Source organism: Streptomyces sp. WAC07094, from assembly GCF_036320405.1.
Classification (GTDB): domain Bacteria; phylum Actinomycetota; class Actinomycetes; order Streptomycetales; family Streptomycetaceae; genus Streptomyces; species Streptomyces lannensis.
The window spans coordinates 75532-90805 of sequence record NZ_JAVMJZ010000002.1 but is presented as its reverse complement, the minus strand read 5'-3'; the positions used below and the strand labels follow the sequence as shown (position 1 = coordinate 90805).

The following is a 15274-nucleotide window of genomic DNA, read 5'->3' as shown; positions in this document are numbered from 1 at the left end:
CCGTTCTCGCGGTGTGCCCCAGCGGGAGTGCCACTCGGCCAGGTAGCGAATGGAGTTTGCTCGTGGCGCTCACGGACTCGCGCCGGCGTTCATCGGGAGCCCCGTGATCTCTAAGACCTGACCCGCAACTCCGCGCGACAGGAGGTCAGACGTCGTCCGCCTTTGTGGCAGGTCCCGGGAGGCGCAGGGTGGAGGCAGCAGTCCATTCTGCCTGGGACTGACGATCTTCTTCTACTCTCTGTGAAGATGGGACCCTGACGCCTGCTCCACCTCGGGCCCACGCTCGCGCTCCGTCGGGCCGACCAGCAACTGTCCTTTGCCACCGAAGTTTGGCCATCCGTCGACTCTCAAACGGGCGCTCAGCTGCGGCTGCGGCTGCGGCTGCGGCTGCGGCTGCGGCTGCGGAAACCCGACTCCGACGACACGGGCCACCCTGCAGTCGGACTTCGGCAGCATCTGCTCAAGGCATCGTGGCACTGGACAGCAGGACCGCGATCTACAGCTGGAGTACTACTCCAACGCGGCTTCGTGATCAGAGTGGTATCGGTCTCCAGGAGGCCGAACGCCAGGTCGGATTCCCGCCAGCTTCCGGCGCTGGTGCCGACAATGCTCAACGTCATGAGGCGACTTGAAGGAAACTTGGCTTTGATCACGGGTGGCAGCCGGGGCATCGGTGCCGCTGTGGCGTTACGGCTGGCCGAAGAGGGCGCCGATATTGCCCTGACTTATGAGAACAGCGCGGAACGCGCCGCCCAGGTGGTGGAGCAGATCAAAGCCAGAGGGTGCCGGGCATTGGCCATCCAGGCCGACAGCGCCATCCCTGAGGTACTCACCACCGCGGTGGACGAGGCCGCCGCGGTATTCGGCAGACTCGACATCCTGGTCAACAACGCCGGCGTCTTCCTCGTTGGTCCCCTCGAAGACCTGGGGCCGGCAGAGATCGATCGCACCCTGGCGGTGAACGTCCGGGCACCGTTCACAGCGTCCCGGGCGGCAGCGCGTCACATGGGCCAGGGTGGCCGCATCATCAGCATCGGCAGCAATGTCGCCGAGCGTGCGGTCTTCCCCGGACTGGCGCTGTACTCGATGAGCAAGACGGCTCTGGCCGGGATGACGAAGGGACTGGCCCGAGAACTCGGTCCGCGTGGAGTGACCGTCAACCTGGTGCATCCCGGCCCCACCGACACGGATACCAACCCCGCCGACGGGCCGAACTCCGAGGTGATCGCCGGCTTCACGGCTGTAGGCCGCTATGCGGAAGCGGCCGAGATCGCGGCCACCGTCGCCCACCTGGCAAGCGCGGACGGCTCCTACATCACCGGAGCCTCGATCCACGTCGACGGCGGCTTCACGGCCTGACACCAGAGATCGACTTCGAAACCACGCCGATGCCCAGCGCGCAAGAGGGACGGGCATCGCGTGATCATCGGAGGTTCTTCCAGTCGCACATCTCGCCGTCGGCGGGGCGACGGTACGGGACGATCAGTCCGGTCCCCCGGTAGCCACCGTCGGCGACGGTGGTCGTCCTGCCCACCGCCCCCGCGGCACCCGACTCGGACCACTCCTTGCACTCGTTGCGGTTGCCCGGAACCGGGCGGCCGAGGCAACGACCACGCAGGGATCGGCGTCGATGGCCACCTGGCGGTTGGTTGAGTAGCCGCAATTCTTCGGCTGCTCCGCTACCTTAATGATCACGCGTCGGCACCAGCGTCCCGTCCACGATGAGCACAGTGCCGTGACGGAATCGCTTGCGCTGGTGCAGTGCCAGCAGTGGCCCCGTGCGGTCCACGATCCGATCCGCCGCCGACTTGGACACCCCAAACAGCGGGGCGAGTTGCCGCAGAGTCAGATTGGTGCGCCAACACGCGGCGACGAGCAGCACCCAGTCGTCCGGCGGCAGGCCGCAGGACCGGCCCGGTCGAGCCGCGTCGGCCCCCTCCCCTCACAGCAGGGCGAGCAGCTTTCCGAACGCTCGCGGACTCAGCCCGGTGAATGGGCTATCCAGGAAGGCTCCGACGCCGAGATCACACAAGAGACCCCAAGATCATCGCATCCGCCACCGGCAGCTCTGGAAGTCGAACCGCCTCACAACTCCCACCAGAGGTCGATGCTCGGATGGACTCGCTCGCGCAGACAGGTTGAGTGGGCGTAGGCCTTCTGCCGCACCTGGCCTCCGCGTCCCGAGTCCAGTGCTCCAAGCCTGAGCTCGGTCGCTGCCCCGTCCTGGTCGAGATCGATGGACCGGTAGCAGAAGCAGCAGATGGGGTTCGGGTTCAACGATGCCCTCTCAGGTCGGCGGGACGGCGCCACTGGCCGCGCCGTCCCGCCGACCCTACGCCGCGGAGGTCGACAACGGGACAGCCCTTTGACTCCCGAACGCCGCTGCGCGTGGCGTCAACGTGCGAACTTCTCGATAGCTGCTTCAGTGACGGGGGTGAAGAAATTGACGAGGTTGCCGTCGGGGTCGCGGAACAGCAGCGACCGGTTACCCCAGGGCATCGTAGTGGGCTCGTTGACGAAGTCGGTGACGAAGCCCGTCAGGTTCTGGTGAACGCGGTCCACGTCGTCGACGAGGAACTCGGTGATCACGCTCTGGTTGTCCGCCGGCCGGGCAGAGCCCGGGGCGAACAGCGGGACGGTGCGGGTGCCGGCGATCGCGAGGGTTGCGCCCGCAGTCTTCAGTTCGGCGAAGTCTTCGGTGGCCCACGTCGCCTGCACCCCTGTGGCTCGCTCGTAGAACTCGACAAGGCGCGCCACGTCGCTGGTGATGATGCGGATCGAGACGAAGTCCATGGGATCTCCTCGGTTGTGCTGAAGGCATGCACTTCGCAGGCTAGGAGAGATAGCGGACAGAATCGGTCCTGTATTCGCGTTAAGGTGTGCACATGCCCCGACCCACCGGCCGCGTGCTGACACTCCTGGAGCTACTGCAATCGGGCGGCACTCGGACTGTGGCCGAGCTCGCCGACCGGCTCGGCGTCGAAGGGCGCACCGTGCGGCGGTATGTGGAGCATCTGACCGACCTGGGCGTCCCCGTGGAATCGGTGCGGGGCCGCTATGGCGGGTACCGCCTCGCTCCCGGGTACCGCCTGCCTCCGCTCATGCTCACCGAAGACGAAGCGCTGGCCGTACTGCTCGGCCTGGTCGCCGGCCGGCGGGCAGGGTTGACGACGACGGAGCACACGGCAAACGAGACGGCATCGGCGAAGATCCGGCGGGTACTGCCCAAGCACATCGCCCGCCGACTGGACACACTCCTGGAGGATCTCGCTTTCACGGATCAGCCCGGCGAGTTCGAAGCCCCGGACACTGGGGTCCTGCTCACCTTCGCCGATGCGGTGCGCCACCGCCGACCGGTCTCGATCCGCTACACCGACCGCAACGGACGGCGCACCGAACGCACGCTCCATTCGTACGGGATCGTCACCCATGCCGGCCGGTGGTATGTCACCGGCACGGACCCTCAGATCGGCGAGGACCGAACCTTCCGGCTCGATCGCATCATGGACGCAAGGACGCTGCCCGGCTCATTCGAAGCCCCCGTAGGCCCCGGTCCGGCGCAGCGCGTGTTGTCGGGATTTGCCACGGCCGAGTACCAGCATGAGGTGACCTTGCGGATCCACGGGACAGCACAGCAGATCCGCGCCCACCTTCCCGCCAGCATCGCGAGCCTGGAGGAGCACGAGTCCCAGTCGGGCCAGGACCGGGCTGCCGAGCGTTGGCTACGCGTCGAGCTACGGGCGGAGCGGCTTGACTGGTTGCCTCCGGTACTCGCCTCACTCGACCGGCCCTTCGTCGTCGAGCGCCCCGATGAACTGCGCGACCTCATCGAAGCGTTCGCGGATCGCCTCGCTTCCTACGCCCGCCAGGCCTGATGCCTCCTGCCATTCCGTGGTCCATACGACGGCGAGGGCGACCGAGGCCGTTGTGCGGCACCCGAGTGCGTTCGAGGAGCACCGCTCCGCATAAAAGCTGGCGGGTAGGTCGTTTCTCCTTCCCCCTGCGCGCTCGGCCTCTCATTCCCTGAACCGCTGGACCTCGTCCCATTCGCCACGGTCGCTGGCGGCCGACCGGACGAAGGAAGCCTGGCCCGGAATCCCTCTGCGGAGGGCGACGCCACTGCGCCGAAGCGGCAGACCCGGGCGCCGCCCGTCGACGTGAAGGGCGTCACGTCTGCAGCGGTTGACCTTCACACTAGTGTCAATCTTTAGGTTCGGCTGGGTAGCGCAGATCGGCTGAACGTACAGGGAGATCACCATGTCCAAGGCTCTTGAAGGCAAGACCGCTCTCGTGACCGGAGGGTCTCGGGGCATCGGTGCCGAGATTGCCCGTGAACTGGCCCGCGAGGGCGCGAACGTCGTCATCACATATCAGAAGGCGGGTAAGCAGGCTGACGAAGTCGTCGCCGAACTGACCGCTCTCGGCGCGAAGGCGCTCGCCGTGCAGGCCGACCAGACGGATCCCCATGAGGCGTCGACCGCCGTCGAGCAGGCTGCGGAGTTCCTGGGCGGGCAAATCGACGTGCTGGTGAACTCCGCCGGCATCGCCGTCATGGGGACGGTGGACCAGCTGGAGGTCGAACTCCTCGAAGGTGTCCGGAAGATAATGGCCACCAATGTGCTGGGGACCATCGTCACCACGCATTCCGCGACGCGGTTCCTGCCGGACGGTGGGCGCGTCGTCCTGGTGGGGAGCATCGTCGCGGAGCGCATCGCCGCTCCTGGTGTCGCCGAGTACGCGGCGAGCAAGGCCGCCGTCGACCAACTCGCCCGAGGCTGGGCGCGTGACCTCGGCCCGCGCGGCATCACCGTCAACGTCGTCCGCCCCGGGGCCGTCGACACCGACATGAACCCCTCGGACGGTCCCTTCGCGGCCACGCAGATCGCCGGGACGCCTCTCGGCCGCTTCGGCACCACCGAGGAGATCGCCAAGGCGGTCACCTTCCTCGCGAGCGACAAGGCCTCGTACATCACGGGCGCGCTGCTGACCGTCGACGGCGGTTTCAGCATCTGATCCGGCATCCGCAGCCATCACGCGCGGAGCTCCGATGCCAGGATGACAGTCGACGGCACCGGAGCTCCGCCGCAGTCTGGCGAGGGCGAGCCCCGAAAACCCGGCGGCCCGCGGTCGCACCGGAGTCCGTCGCTTACACCACACCCGATGGTGCGCAGGACCGTCCACCTTCGCCCCGAGAAGCATCTGGGACCGCCCCGGATCGAGGGACGCCTTGGTACATCGGCCCCGCCGGCACCGCGCAATGCGGGAACGCGGGTTAGCGTTTCCCGGCTGTGTAGGTCAGGTGGGTAACCCGAGACGATACGTCCGTGCGCGTCTGCTCCAGCGCGAGGTGGGCGGGGTCCACGCGGTCGAACAGGCGGATACCGGTGCCGAACAGCACCGGCGCGAGCGTGATCGAGAACTCGTCGATCAGACCGCCATCGAGGTACTCCTGGATGGTCTCGGCACCGCCGGCGATGCGCACGTCGCGGTCCCCGGCGGCCTCGCGGGCCTGGAGCAGCGCGCTCTCGATGCCGTCGTTGACGAAGTGGAAGGTGGTGCCGCCCGGCCGCTCCCACGGGTCACGCTTGGTGTGGGTGACGACGAACACGGGGGTGTGGAACGGCGCCTCCTCCGGCCAGGCCAGCTCGCCACCGTCGAACATGCGCTTGCCCATGACGCTCGCACCGGTGCGCTCGTACGTCGCCCGTGCGATGTCGTTGTCGAGTCCTTCCTCACCGCCCTCGCCGAGCTTGAGGTTCTCCCGGAACCACCGCAGCGGGAACGCCCACGCCTGCAACTCCGACCACTTCGTCATCCAGCGCTGGACCCTCGGGTCGTTCCGACCTTCGGGTGAGAAGACGTCCGCGACGGGCACGTCCTCGGGGGCCATGAAGCCGTCCAGTGACATCGTCACGCTGAAGAACACCTTGCCGGCCATCAGCGCACCGTCCCTTCCTGCCCGGTCTCCGGCTCGGTCGTGGTCTCGCCGGCGGTCGCCGGCCCGTGGGCCGTGGACCGCTCCCGGACGACCTCCGTGACGTAGGCCGCCAGGTTGCGCAGCGTCTGCTCCCCGCCCTCGATCGCGTGGTATTTCTCCACGGCCTCGTCGCGAAGTTCCTTGGTGGGGAACATCGTGTGCATCACGATCCGGGTCCGCTCGCCGGCCGGCTCGAAGGTCAGGACCGACTCGAAGGCGTTCGGGTCGTCGCGGGACTCGCCGTGGAGCAGCGCGATCCGCTCCGGCGGCACGATCTCCCGCCAGGTGATCCACTCCTGGTAGTCGATCCCGTCCGGCCCGTGCATCACGAAGTCCCACTCTCCGCCGACGCGGAACTCGAAGGTCCGTGTCGTGGTGGTGAAGCCCTCCGGTCCCCACCACCGCGACAGGTGCCGGACTCCCGTGAACGCCTCGAACACCAGCTCCCGCGGGGCGCCGATCACCCGGGAGATCACGACTTCGCGGTCCGTGGTCTCGCGCGCAGCCTCGCCGCCGCTACTGGTCGTCGCCATCTTGTGGTCCCTCCTGCTTTGCCTGCTTCAATTCCTGCACGTACTCGTCCAGCCGGTCGAAGCTCTCGTTCCAGAATCGCTCGAAGCCGCCCACCCACTCATGGATCGGCCGCAGCCCGCGGGCGTCCAGGCCGTACAGCCGCTGCTTGCCCGCCCCGCGGACCTGCACCAGCCCGACCTCCCGCAGGACGCGCAGGTGCTTGGACGCCTGCGGCTGGGTCATCCCCAGGTCCCGCGCCAGGTCGGTCACCGGCCGCTCGCCGTCCCGCAGCAGCACCAGGATCTCCCGCCGCTGTGGTTCGGCTATCGCGTTGAACGCGTCCGAGGTCGTTGCCGCTCGTGCCATGGCGCCATCATATGCCTATATCGGCATGCGTCAACGCCGCGTCGTCCGGCCACATCGCTGGAGGGGCTGCGCGACGAATGACCGGCTGGAACTCTTGGGCACGCGGAAGACCGCTGCACCGCCACCCCCGCATCGCGACCGGGCGGCGGCCCACCCATCGCCAAACCGACCAAACCCGTCGGCACCTGAGGGGCCTCGCGTTTCCGGACAGACTTCTGACCGTTCATTTCACGCGACGATTCGCAACTTCTCGTACTCGGCGCGGACTTCGCACGGAGGGCGGTAACCCACCGCCGAGTGGAGGCGTTTGCGCTGTACCAGAATTCGATGTAGCGAGTGATGTCCTGCCGGGCTGCCTCGCGGGTCAGGTAAGTCACCCTTGACACGCGCTCGTTCTTCAGGGCGCCGAAGAATGATTCGGCCATAGCGTTGTCGAAACAGATCCCAGTGCGACCGGAAGATCTGCGGAGCCCGAACCGGTCGAGCGTCTTCCCGAACTCGGCTGACATGTAGTTACTTCCGCGGTCGGAGTGAAATATCGCGCCGGCCGAGAGGTTCCTGTTCCGTGCCGCGTTGCGGATCGCCCTGGATATCAGCGGAGTCTGGTAGTGGTCGTCCATCGCGTAGCCGATCACCTCTTTCGTGCAACAGTCGATGACCGTCGCGAGGTACAGCCAGCCTTCCCCGGTCGCAATGTAAGTAATGTCGCCGACGAGCTTTTCGCCGGGCGCATCCGCGGTGAAGTCGCGGCCGACGAGGTCTGGCACCTGGCCAGCCGCAGCCTGAGTGAGGTTGAACCTCTTCGGGCGTGGCTGGCAGGGCACCAGGCCCTGTTCGCGCATGAGGCGGCGGACAAGCTCCACGCCTGCGGACACGCCCCAGCGGTCCAGCTGGGCCTGGATGCGCCGGTGCCCGTAGGTGCTGTCGGACATGTCGAAGGCTTTCTCGATGAGCAATTTCAGTTCTTCGCGCCGCTGGGCTGTCGCGGATTCCGGGCGGGAGCGCCAGTCGTAGTAGCCGGATCGGGATACACCAAGCCGACCGCACATGAACTCGACGCTGTATGCGTACTCCTCGGTGTCGAGCCGCATCTCATCGATGAACTCGTACTTGCTTGCTACCGGGGATCCTTCGCGAAGTACGCTGCGGCTTTTTTCAGGAAAGAATTTTCCATCTCCAGCTCGCGGTTACGTCGTTCGAGTTCCTTCAGGCGCGCCCGCTCGTTCACCGTCAGTTCCGCATCGGGGGCCGGTTCCTGCTGCTTCTGGTACTTCTTCACCCAGCCGCGTAGGGTCTCCCAGTTCAGCTCAAGCTCCCGGGCGACTTCGGAGATCGTCTTACTTGACCTCAACGCGATCTGGACGGCTTCCTCGCGGAACTCCGACGAGTACTTACTGGGTGGCGCCACTTCTTCCTCGTTTCCTCGTTCAGGACAACCCTATTGGGTGCCTGTCCGGGAACTTCGGGGCCCCTCAGACGGCTGGCACAGGAGATCATCGTCACCCAGCAGCAAGAGATCGCTGTGATGGCCGCAAGCCAGCCCCTTCTCCCCGAACCTGGCGGTGAGCCGTGACGGCACCGAGGTGTGGTTCACCCTCAAGGACAGCGGCAAGACCCAGATCATGAGCACCCGGCCGCCCTTCCGGATCCTCTCCACGATCGACAGCGGGCTGATCACCAACCACGTCACCCTGGTCGACAACAGCGCCGGCAAGTCGCCTATGTGACGGTGGGCGGGGAGAACGTCATCAAGGTCTACCGACGCGGCAGCAGCCCCAGTCTGGTGGCCACCGTCCCCACCGGTGATTCTGCCGCACGGGATCTGGGGCTCCGGTGACGGTACGCGCGTCTACGTCGGACTGGAGAACCAGGATGCCGTCGTCGCCGTCGACACCCTCCAGAACAAGGTGATCGCAACCATCCCGGTGGGCCAGCAGCCGCAGCAACTGCTCTACGTGCCGCGCGCCGTTCCCAGAGGTCCTGGGAACGTCAACCTCCAGCCGCTCGGCGTCGCCGGTAAAGCAGGCCATCTCACTCTGTCTCCGCCCAAGGGCAGTGGCGAGCGCACTCACGCCACCGTCTCGGTGAACGCGCTCGGCGCCCTGGACCTCCTCCAGATCGCGGCCACCGGACTGAAACCCGGCAGGAACTACCTTTGGCTCACCGAAAAGCGCACCGCCCCCTTCGGACGCAAGGAGGCGCTCACCATGTTCACCGCCAACGCCGCAGGCGCACGGATCGGTCAGGCCGTCGGACTCCTGCGCGAAGTGCTCACACCGCCGAAGTCCGCGACGTCAGCGCCGGACCAGCGGTACCTGGTCATCACACCTGCGGGCAGCCGTACCGCTGTAGCCGTTCAGGACCAGTTCCAGCCCATGCCACCCCCGGAAGGCCCCTCCCCTGAGCCCGCCCCCGCCGCGGGCGGCTCCTGATCTGTGCCCGTCCGGACTCGCACGGCAGGCGTGTGCCGGCTGACGGGCGCTGTGACCGCCTCCCTTCACAGCGTCGCGGTCGTCCCCGTCCCGGACGCGCTGCCCGTGAGCCACTGGTCCCATCCCAGGTTGAAGTCGGCATAGCCATTGTCGGCCGGTGCCTTGGCGCGGGGCGAGCCAGTGATGGTGACGGGGTCACCCTGCTTCACCTGGCCGTAGAACCACTTGGCGTCCGACAGGGAGAGGTGGACGCAACCGTGCGAGCCGCGGGCGCTGCCGCTGCCCGGGGCGGGGTCGCCGGTCGAATAATGTACGTACGTGCCGGACTGGGTCAGGTGGACGTCCCAGGGCAGCGTCAGGTCGTAGTAGTTGGGACTGCCCTTGTCACAGCTGATGCCGACGCTGCAGGAGGTCATGTGGACCTTCTTCTGCTTGTCGATGACGGCCATCGTGCCGTTCCACGTCGGGAACTCGGCGCTGCCCGCGTTGATCGACAGGGTGCGCACCGCCTGGCCGTTCCGGGTCACCTTCATGGTGTGGTTGACCACCGAGACATCGGCGCGCACGTCGTCGCCGATCGTGAAGGTGTGCGTGTAGCCGTGCACGCCGTACCGTCCGTTGCCGTTACTGACGCCCTTCATGTCAGCATCGATCTTCACCTTCGTGCCCGAGGGCCAGTACGTCTTCGGGCGCCAGTCGACTCGCTTGTCGCCGAACCAGTGCCAGGCGCCGGCCACGGGCTGCGAGGCACTCACCTTGAGGTGCTTCTCCACTGTGGCCCGCGCCTTCGCCGCCACCGGGTTCGTGAAGACCACGGAGATCGGCATGGCCACGCCTACCGTGGTTCCGGTCTGCGGGGTGATCGTCTCCAGCAGCATCGGCGGACCCGCGGGCTTCGAATGCGTAGGTGACGGAGACGCGCTCGCGGTCGCTCTGCCTGAGGCCTTTGCATCGCCCCCGCCGGCCTTATCGCTGCCGCCCGTGCCGCATGCACTCGCGCCCAGGAGTATCACCCCCGTGACGAGTGCGATCCCTATGCCGCCCTTGCGCCGTCCCATGATCTGCCCCGCGCTCTCGCTCTACAGCCCTGACGGGCCCGACTCCTTGTCAGACAACGGCGGAGCGAGAGTAGTTGCATGCGTCGTGTAAAGCATGTACCAAGAACGGATGTGCACCGCGCGGATCGCAGAGAAGAGCAGCGGTTCGAAAGTCGCCTCCCACTTTTGGAGCAGGTCAGAGCGTTGAGGTCAACATCACCACTGCCGGTGAAAGCCGCCCTGGCGATCGCAGGGGTCGTGGGCAGCCTCTGGCCCCAGCTCGATGAACTCCACGGCCGACCCTGCGGACGTTTTTGCTTCTGTCATGCCTAACACGAGCAACAAGAAGCACTCGATCAGGTACTGACGCGTCTTCATGGCATTGGCGGTACCAGGACAACTGTCCTGCGCCGACCTCATCAGTTGCGTCGACGCCGACGCGCAGCAGCCGTAACCTGCAGGCGAGGTCGCGGGCGACCTGTCCGAGGGCGCGGGGCTGACCATGCGACAGGGGCCGCACCAACTGGGTGACTCCACGCCTGCGTCTGGCGAGTCCACTCCTGAGCAGCTTGAAGCACAGCCCCTCCACCCCGGCTGCCGTCCACGCCAGCCAATCCCGCGCCAACGTGAACGCCGCCACCAGGCTGCGGTCCGCGAACGACGCTTCCAGCGCCGCCCGTCGCCACGCGTACGGCCAGCCGGTCAGGTCGTCGCCTCCGTCGACCAGGTCGAAGGCCGTCTCCTTCCTGCTGCTGGACGCGTCCGTCCTGCGCAAGTTCATCGGACGGCAGGTCGGCGTCGGCGACTACCTCTTCCTGGCTTGGTTCATCACCGCCATCGCGATGATCGGCAGGGCCTTCGGCACCAGCCTCGAAGGGGACGAGAAGGTGTCCGACGCCACCTAGGGACGACGGCAGCGTGAGCGTCAGCGGATGCTGCGGCAGATGTCGCGGCCGGAGCGAGGAGGACGCAGGGGCCCGGACACCACCGACGGGTGACGGACTCCCAGGCCGCGGCCCGAGCGTCACAGGGCGATGACGTGGAGGTCGACCATGTCGCGCAGCGCCCCCAGGGCCGAGCTGGGCCGCCGGGTCGACGACGTGCCGAGATGCATTGTTCCAGCGGAGCATGGTGCCCTGAACGTCCAGGACGTGCAGGCCTGGGGTGCCGGCAACGGCGAACGCGGGCAGGAAGGCGGTGCCCAGACCGTGCAGGACCAGTGCCGCGCCTATGTTGATGTCGGGCACTTCCAGTGCCACCCTGCGTACGACGCCCGCCGCCGCGAACGCCCGGTCGACCAACTCACGGTTACCGTAGCCCGGCGGGAAGTCCACGAAGGGATTCCCCGCGAGGTCCGCAAGTGCCACCTCCCCCCGCTGCGCGAGCGGATGGGCGGCGCTCAACACCGGGACGAGCGGCACAGTGGTCACTTCCCGTGCCTCGATCCCGGCGGGCTTGCGTTCGGGTAGCGACAGGAAGGCCACGTCAAGGTCCCCGCTGAGCAGCGCATGCGCCAGGCCCGCTGACCCGGCCGTCGCCAGCCGCAGCCGGACGTCGATCGCCGGATTCCGCGCGTGCAGCTTCCCGAGCAGCGCAGGCAGGTCCACCACCTCGAGCGAGGCCATGGCGCCCACGTTCACCGTGCCGCGCAGCGTGTCCTGTGCGGCGTGCATGGCGGCCTGGGCGGCCTGGGCGGCGTTCAGGGTGGCCCGAGCCTCCGGCAAGCAGCGCGGCGCCCGCCCCGGTGAGCCGGACCTGCTGCGACGTGCGCTCGAACAGCCCGCAGCCGAGCTCGCGCTCCAGTGAGCGCATCGCGGCGGACACCCCTGACTCCACCACGTGCAGCCGACGGGCGGCACGCCTGACACTCAGCTCCTCGGCGACCGCGATGAAGTGCTCCATCTGACGTAGCTCCACAGGGTGAAGTATCACTCGCATTGCTGGAGCTCAGCAAAAACATTCGCTGGCACTAATTCTGGCTGGTGGGGAGGATGGAAAGAGCCATCCACTTCCGCCCGAGGAGGGGTACCCCTGCCTGCCGTTCCGACGCAGCTGAGCCGTCCCACAGCCGACGTTCCCGACGACCCGCCCCACCGGATCCCAGCACCCGCTCCCGCCGACCTGCCGCGCCGCGCCCCCGCCCGGCGCCGTGCCTCGCACACGACCGGCTTCTGGTTCGTGGCGGTGGCCTTCACCGTGCTGATGGCCTTCGGCACCGCGCCGACTCCGCTGTGGCCGCTGTACGAGGCCCGGGACCACTTCGGCGCGACCACGGTCACGGTGGCGTACGCCTCCATGGTCGTGGGCGCAGCGGTCGCCTTCCTAGGGCTGGGGCACCTGTCGGACCGGCTCGGCCGGCGGCGCATCATCGTCCCGGCGCTGCTGGTCGGCATCGTAGCGTCGGTCGTACTGATCGTGTGGCGGGACCTGCCAGGGCTGATCGCGGGCAGGGGCCTGAACGGTGTCGGACTGGGGCTGATGGCCTCGACCGCGACGACGTACCTGCACGACCTCCACCACGAGGTCCGTCCAGAACGGACGGGTTCGGTGCTGCCCGGCATCGTGGCCACCGCCGCCAACCTCGGCGGCCTGGCCTCAGGGCCTCTGGTCGCCGGAGCCGCCGCCGAATGGCTTCCCATGCCCCTGATCACGGCCCAGGCGATCTTCACGCTCGGCATGGCACTGTGCCTGGCGCTGGTGGTGTGCACCCCGGAGACCGTGGACCTGGAACTGCCCGCGGCCCAACCGCCCAGCAGGTTCGTCCTGCGCCCCGGCGGCCGGCGGGCGTTCGGCGCGGCCAGCGCGCTGGGCGCCTTCGCCTTCGCGATCCTCGGCCTGATCTCCTCCCTCGGGGCGAGCGTGCTCCACAGCACCCTGCACACCGACTCGCACCTCGTGGTCGGCCTGGCGGCCTTCCTCATGTTCGGTTCCGCGGCGGCCGCCCAGCTGGTGCTGGGACGCCTCCCGCTGCCCCGGGTCCTGACCGTGGGGGCAGTGGTCTTTCCGGTCGGGCTAGTCCTGTGCGCCGTCGCCCTCTACCACCCGGCGCTTTGGCTCTACCTGGTCGCCGTGTCCCTGTCGGGAGCCGGCTCCGGGCTGCTGTTCAAGGGAGGAGTCGAACGTGCCGGTTCAGTGGCCGAGCCCGCCTCCCGCGCCGGGGTCCTCGCCGTGTTCTTCGTCGTCGCGTATCTGGGAATGGGCCTGCCTTCCGTCCTGTTCAGCATCGCCCTGCGGCACTTCGCCGTGCAGACCGCGATGATCGGCTTCGCGACGGTCCTCTCCTGCGGCGCCGTTGTGTCGGTGGCCGTCACGTTGCGGGATCGCGCACCCGGTCCCGGCGAGCTCTCGGCGCAGTCCGCTCGCCCCTCCTGACCTGCCTGCGGCGTATCCGGCACCGGCTGTCTGGGAGGCGCGGACCTGGGCACTCGGTGCGGGTGCACGTGACACGGATCCGCGGCGGACGGGAGGCCCGAAATGTCTGCGGAATCGGCCAGAACGATTGCGCTCCCCTCCGGTGAGGAGATCGCGGCGCTCGGGCAGGGCACCTGGTACCTGGGCGAGGACCCTGGCCGGCGTAAACAGGAGATCGCCGCGCTGCGGTTGGGCGTGGACTTGGGCATGCCGGTCGTCGACACGGCGGAGATGTACGGCGCCGGCGCGGCCGAGGAGCTCGTCGGAGATGCCATCCGGGGGCGCCGGGAAGAGGTCTTCCTCGTCAGCAAGGTGCTGCCCGGCCACGCCGACCGGAAGGGCACCGTCGCCGCCTGCGAGGGCAGTTTGCGGCGGCTCCGCACGGAACGGCTGGACCTGTACCTGCTGCACTGGCGGGGACGGTGGCCACTGGAGGAGACGCTTGCTGGATTCACCGACCTGATGGAGGCGGAGAAGATCCGTTACTGGGGCGTGAGCAACCTGGACGTCGCCGACATGGCCGAGCTGACTACCCTCCCTGGCGGCGAAGCCGTAGGCGCCGACCAAGTGTTGTACAACCTCTCCCGGCGCGGCATCGAGTGGGATCTTCTCCCCTGGTGCCGTGAGGCCGGGGTGACGGTCATGGCCTACTCCCCGATCGAGCAGGGGCGGCTATTGAAGGGCGACGCTTTGGATGCCGTGGCCCGGGCCCTCGGAGCCACGCCGGCCCAGGTGGCACTCGCCTGGGTGCTGGAACAGGGGGTGGCCGCGATCCCGCGTTCCGGATCACCCGACCATGTTCGGGAGAACCGCGGCGCGGTGGACCTCCGCCTTCCCACCGAGGCGCTCGACGCTCTCGACGAGGCGTTCCCGCCGCCCAGCGGACCCACGCCCCTGGAGATGCTCTGAAGGAGTTGGCAGGATGGCGCGCCCGCTCGTCGTCGGAATGGGAGGTTCGCTGCGCACGCCGTCGACAAGTCTCACCGCACTGTGTGTGGCGGTCGAGGGGGCGGCCGATGCGGGCGCCGGCACCCTGGTGATGGACCTCAAGCGGCTGGCCCTTCCGTTCTACACGTCCGAGCACGGGATCCCCGCGTCCGCCCGCCGGCTCGCGGACACCGTTCAGGCCGCCGACGCCCTGCTGTGGAGCAGCCCGACATACCACGGGTCAGTCAGCGGCGCGTTTAAGAACGCGGTGGACTGGCTCGCCCTCCTGGCCGACCACGACCCGCCCTACCTCAGCAACAAACCCGTCGGGATGCTGACGACCGCCGGTGGAGTGCAGGGCCTGCAGGCGATCAACGCGATGGAGTTCATCGTGCGGTCGCTGCGCGGCTGGGCCGTGCCGCTGGTGTTCGCGGTCCCGCGGTCCTCCCGGGTTTTCGACGGCGACGGACGCCTCACCGACCAGGCGGTCGCGGACCAGTTGCGCGGCCTCGGCGCGGAGGTGACCAGGGCGGCCCTGCAGTTCCGGGCGGAGGGCACGTGCGACTACGCGCAGGAGCTGCCGTCCGGGGACGTCCGGGACTGAGCGCGGC

Annotated in this window: 17 protein-coding genes and 3 pseudogenes; 9 read left to right on the top strand and 11 right to left on the bottom strand. The window is 68.0% G+C overall.

All coding sequences use genetic code 11. From position 1 onward, the window contains the following. Nucleotides 1-606: 606 nt before the first annotated feature. Nucleotides 607-1359: a 3-oxoacyl-ACP reductase family protein gene (locus RCR19_RS38475; RefSeq protein WP_331269744.1), complete on the top strand. Its 753-nt coding sequence runs from the start codon at nt 607-609 to the stop codon at nt 1357-1359. On the opposite strand, the pseudogene RCR19_RS38470 reads toward RCR19_RS38475, so the two are convergent. The 3 genes and pseudogenes from RCR19_RS38470 to RCR19_RS38460 form a co-directional block, all read right to left on the bottom strand. After that, a pseudogene (locus RCR19_RS38470) lies at nt 1349-2028 on the bottom strand (transposase family protein). The gene RCR19_RS38475 and the pseudogene RCR19_RS38470 sit on opposite strands and share 11 nt — an antisense overlap. 57 nt (nt 2029-2085) lie before the next feature. Then, nucleotides 2086-2277, bottom strand: coding sequence for a hypothetical protein (locus RCR19_RS38465; RefSeq protein WP_331269743.1), 192 nt, complete (start codon nt 2275-2277; stop codon nt 2086-2088). A 117-nt stretch (nt 2278-2394) separates the two neighbouring features. Further along, on the bottom strand, nt 2395-2793 hold the full coding sequence (locus RCR19_RS38460; RefSeq protein ID WP_331269742.1) for a VOC family protein: 399 nt from the start codon (nt 2791-2793) through the stop codon (nt 2395-2397). A 92-nt stretch (nt 2794-2885) separates the two neighbouring features. On the opposite strand from RCR19_RS38460, the gene RCR19_RS38455 reads away from it, so the two are divergent. Together RCR19_RS38455 and RCR19_RS38450 are read left to right on the top strand one after the other, a co-directional pair. Next, a complete protein-coding gene (locus RCR19_RS38455; RefSeq protein WP_331269741.1) occupies nt 2886-3875 on the top strand; it encodes a YafY family protein in 990 nt (329 codons plus the stop codon). A gap of 382 nt (nt 3876-4257) precedes the next feature. Further along, nucleotides 4258-5013: an SDR family oxidoreductase gene (locus RCR19_RS38450; protein WP_331269740.1), complete on the top strand. Its 756-nt coding sequence runs from the start codon at nt 4258-4260 to the stop codon at nt 5011-5013. A 259-nt stretch (nt 5014-5272) separates the two neighbouring features. Here RCR19_RS38450 and RCR19_RS38445 read toward each other — a convergent pair whose 3' ends face one another. The 4 genes and pseudogenes from RCR19_RS38445 to RCR19_RS38430 form a co-directional block, all read right to left on the bottom strand. Next, a complete protein-coding gene (locus tag RCR19_RS38445; RefSeq protein ID WP_331269739.1) occupies nt 5273-5938 on the bottom strand; it encodes a dihydrofolate reductase family protein in 666 nt (221 codons plus the stop codon). Then, nucleotides 5938-6510, bottom strand: a complete 573-nt coding sequence (locus RCR19_RS38440; protein ID WP_331269738.1) for an SRPBCC domain-containing protein — start codon at nt 6508-6510, stop codon at nt 5938-5940. The genes RCR19_RS38445 and RCR19_RS38440 overlap by 1 nt, the downstream gene beginning before the upstream one ends. Next, entirely contained in the window at nt 6494-6856 is a 363-nt protein-coding gene (locus RCR19_RS38435; RefSeq protein WP_331269737.1) for a metalloregulator ArsR/SmtB family transcription factor, read from the bottom strand. Before RCR19_RS38435 ends, RCR19_RS38440 begins: the two co-directional genes overlap by 17 nt. Nucleotides 6857-7084: 228 nt before the next feature. Beyond that, a pseudogene (locus RCR19_RS38430) lies at nt 7085-8264 on the bottom strand (IS3 family transposase). A gap of 154 nt (nt 8265-8418) precedes the next feature. On the opposite strand from RCR19_RS38430, the gene RCR19_RS38425 reads away from it, so the two are divergent. Both RCR19_RS38425 and RCR19_RS38420 read left to right on the top strand, forming a co-directional pair. Then, nucleotides 8419-8583, top strand: coding sequence for a hypothetical protein (locus RCR19_RS38425; RefSeq protein ID WP_331269736.1), 165 nt, complete (start codon nt 8419-8421; stop codon nt 8581-8583). Between the two features lie 75 nt (nt 8584-8658). Then, nucleotides 8659-9288, top strand: a complete 630-nt coding sequence (locus tag RCR19_RS38420) for a hypothetical protein (protein ID WP_331269735.1) — start codon at nt 8659-8661, stop codon at nt 9286-9288. A 65-nt stretch (nt 9289-9353) separates the two neighbouring features. Here the strand turns inward: RCR19_RS38420 and RCR19_RS38415 are convergent, their stop codons facing one another. Both RCR19_RS38415 and RCR19_RS38410 read right to left on the bottom strand, forming a co-directional pair. Continuing rightward, entirely contained in the window at nt 9354-10346 is a 993-nt protein-coding gene (locus RCR19_RS38415; protein ID WP_331269734.1) for a L,D-transpeptidase, read from the bottom strand. A 195-nt stretch (nt 10347-10541) separates the two neighbouring features. Then, nucleotides 10542-10703 (bottom strand): hypothetical protein, encoded by a 162-nt coding sequence (locus RCR19_RS38410; RefSeq protein WP_331269733.1) that lies wholly within the window; start codon nt 10701-10703, stop codon nt 10542-10544. Between the two features lie 191 nt (nt 10704-10894). On the opposite strand from RCR19_RS38410, the gene RCR19_RS38405 reads away from it, so the two are divergent. Continuing rightward, on the top strand, nt 10895-11230 hold the full coding sequence (locus RCR19_RS38405) for a hypothetical protein (protein ID WP_331269913.1): 336 nt from the start codon (nt 10895-10897) through the stop codon (nt 11228-11230). Nucleotides 11231-11518: 288 nt separating this feature from the next. Here RCR19_RS38405 and RCR19_RS38400 read toward each other — a convergent pair. Both RCR19_RS38400 and RCR19_RS38395 read right to left on the bottom strand, forming a co-directional pair. Further along, nucleotides 11519-11926 (bottom strand): annotated as a pseudogene (locus RCR19_RS38400) (LysR substrate-binding domain-containing protein); the annotation flags it as partial. Next, entirely contained in the window at nt 11811-12227 is a 417-nt protein-coding gene (locus tag RCR19_RS38395) for a LysR family transcriptional regulator (RefSeq protein WP_331269732.1), read from the bottom strand. The gene RCR19_RS38395 and the pseudogene RCR19_RS38400, both read right to left, overlap by 116 nt. A 276-nt stretch (nt 12228-12503) precedes the next feature. On the opposite strand from RCR19_RS38395, the gene RCR19_RS38390 reads away from it, so the two are divergent. The 3 genes from RCR19_RS38390 (at nt 12504) to RCR19_RS38380 (ending at nt 15267) form a co-directional block, all read left to right on the top strand. Next, complete coding sequence (locus RCR19_RS38390) at nt 12504-13697, top strand: MFS transporter (RefSeq protein WP_331269731.1); 1194 nt, start codon at nt 12504-12506, stop codon at nt 13695-13697. Nucleotides 13698-13799: 102 nt separating this feature from the next. Further along, a complete protein-coding gene (locus tag RCR19_RS38385; RefSeq protein WP_331269730.1) occupies nt 13800-14645 on the top strand; it encodes an aldo/keto reductase in 846 nt (281 codons plus the stop codon). Between the two features lie 13 nt (nt 14646-14658). Then, entirely contained in the window at nt 14659-15267 is a 609-nt protein-coding gene (locus RCR19_RS38380) for an NAD(P)H-dependent oxidoreductase (protein WP_331269729.1), read from the top strand. Nucleotides 15268-15274: the final 7 nt, after the last annotated feature.

What these genes read in the sequence shown, in the direction of transcription:
- RCR19_RS38410 (WP_331269733.1), bottom strand. Translation starts at nt 10,703, where the DNA reads ATGAAGACGCGTCAGTACCTGATCGAGTGCTTCTTGTTGCTCGTGTTA.
- RCR19_RS38435 (WP_331269737.1), bottom strand. Translation starts at nt 6,856, where the DNA reads ATGGCACGAGCGGCAACGACCTCGGACGCGTTCAACGCGATAGCCGAA.
- RCR19_RS38395 (WP_331269732.1), bottom strand. Translation starts at nt 12,227, where the DNA reads ATGGAGCACTTCATCGCGGTCGCCGAGGAGCTGAGTGTCAGGCGTGCC.
- RCR19_RS38460 (WP_331269742.1), bottom strand. Translation starts at nt 2,793, where the DNA reads ATGGACTTCGTCTCGATCCGCATCATCACCAGCGACGTGGCGCGCCTT.
- RCR19_RS38415 (WP_331269734.1), bottom strand. Translation starts at nt 10,346, where the DNA reads ATGGGACGGCGCAAGGGCGGCATAGGGATCGCACTCGTCACGGGGGTG.
- RCR19_RS38440 (WP_331269738.1), bottom strand. Translation starts at nt 6,510, where the DNA reads ATGGCGACGACCAGTAGCGGCGGCGAGGCTGCGCGCGAGACCACGGAC.
- RCR19_RS38385 (WP_331269730.1), top strand. Translation starts at nt 13,800, where the DNA reads ATGTCTGCGGAATCGGCCAGAACGATTGCGCTCCCCTCCGGTGAGGAG.
- RCR19_RS38475 (WP_331269744.1), top strand. Translation starts at nt 607, where the DNA reads ATGCTCAACGTCATGAGGCGACTTGAAGGAAACTTGGCTTTGATCACG.
- RCR19_RS38455 (WP_331269741.1), top strand. Translation starts at nt 2,886, where the DNA reads ATGCCCCGACCCACCGGCCGCGTGCTGACACTCCTGGAGCTACTGCAA.
- RCR19_RS38445 (WP_331269739.1), bottom strand. Translation starts at nt 5,938, where the DNA reads ATGGCCGGCAAGGTGTTCTTCAGCGTGACGATGTCACTGGACGGCTTC.
- RCR19_RS38450 (WP_331269740.1), top strand. Translation starts at nt 4,258, where the DNA reads ATGTCCAAGGCTCTTGAAGGCAAGACCGCTCTCGTGACCGGAGGGTCT.
- RCR19_RS38380 (WP_331269729.1), top strand. Translation starts at nt 14,659, where the DNA reads ATGGCGCGCCCGCTCGTCGTCGGAATGGGAGGTTCGCTGCGCACGCCG.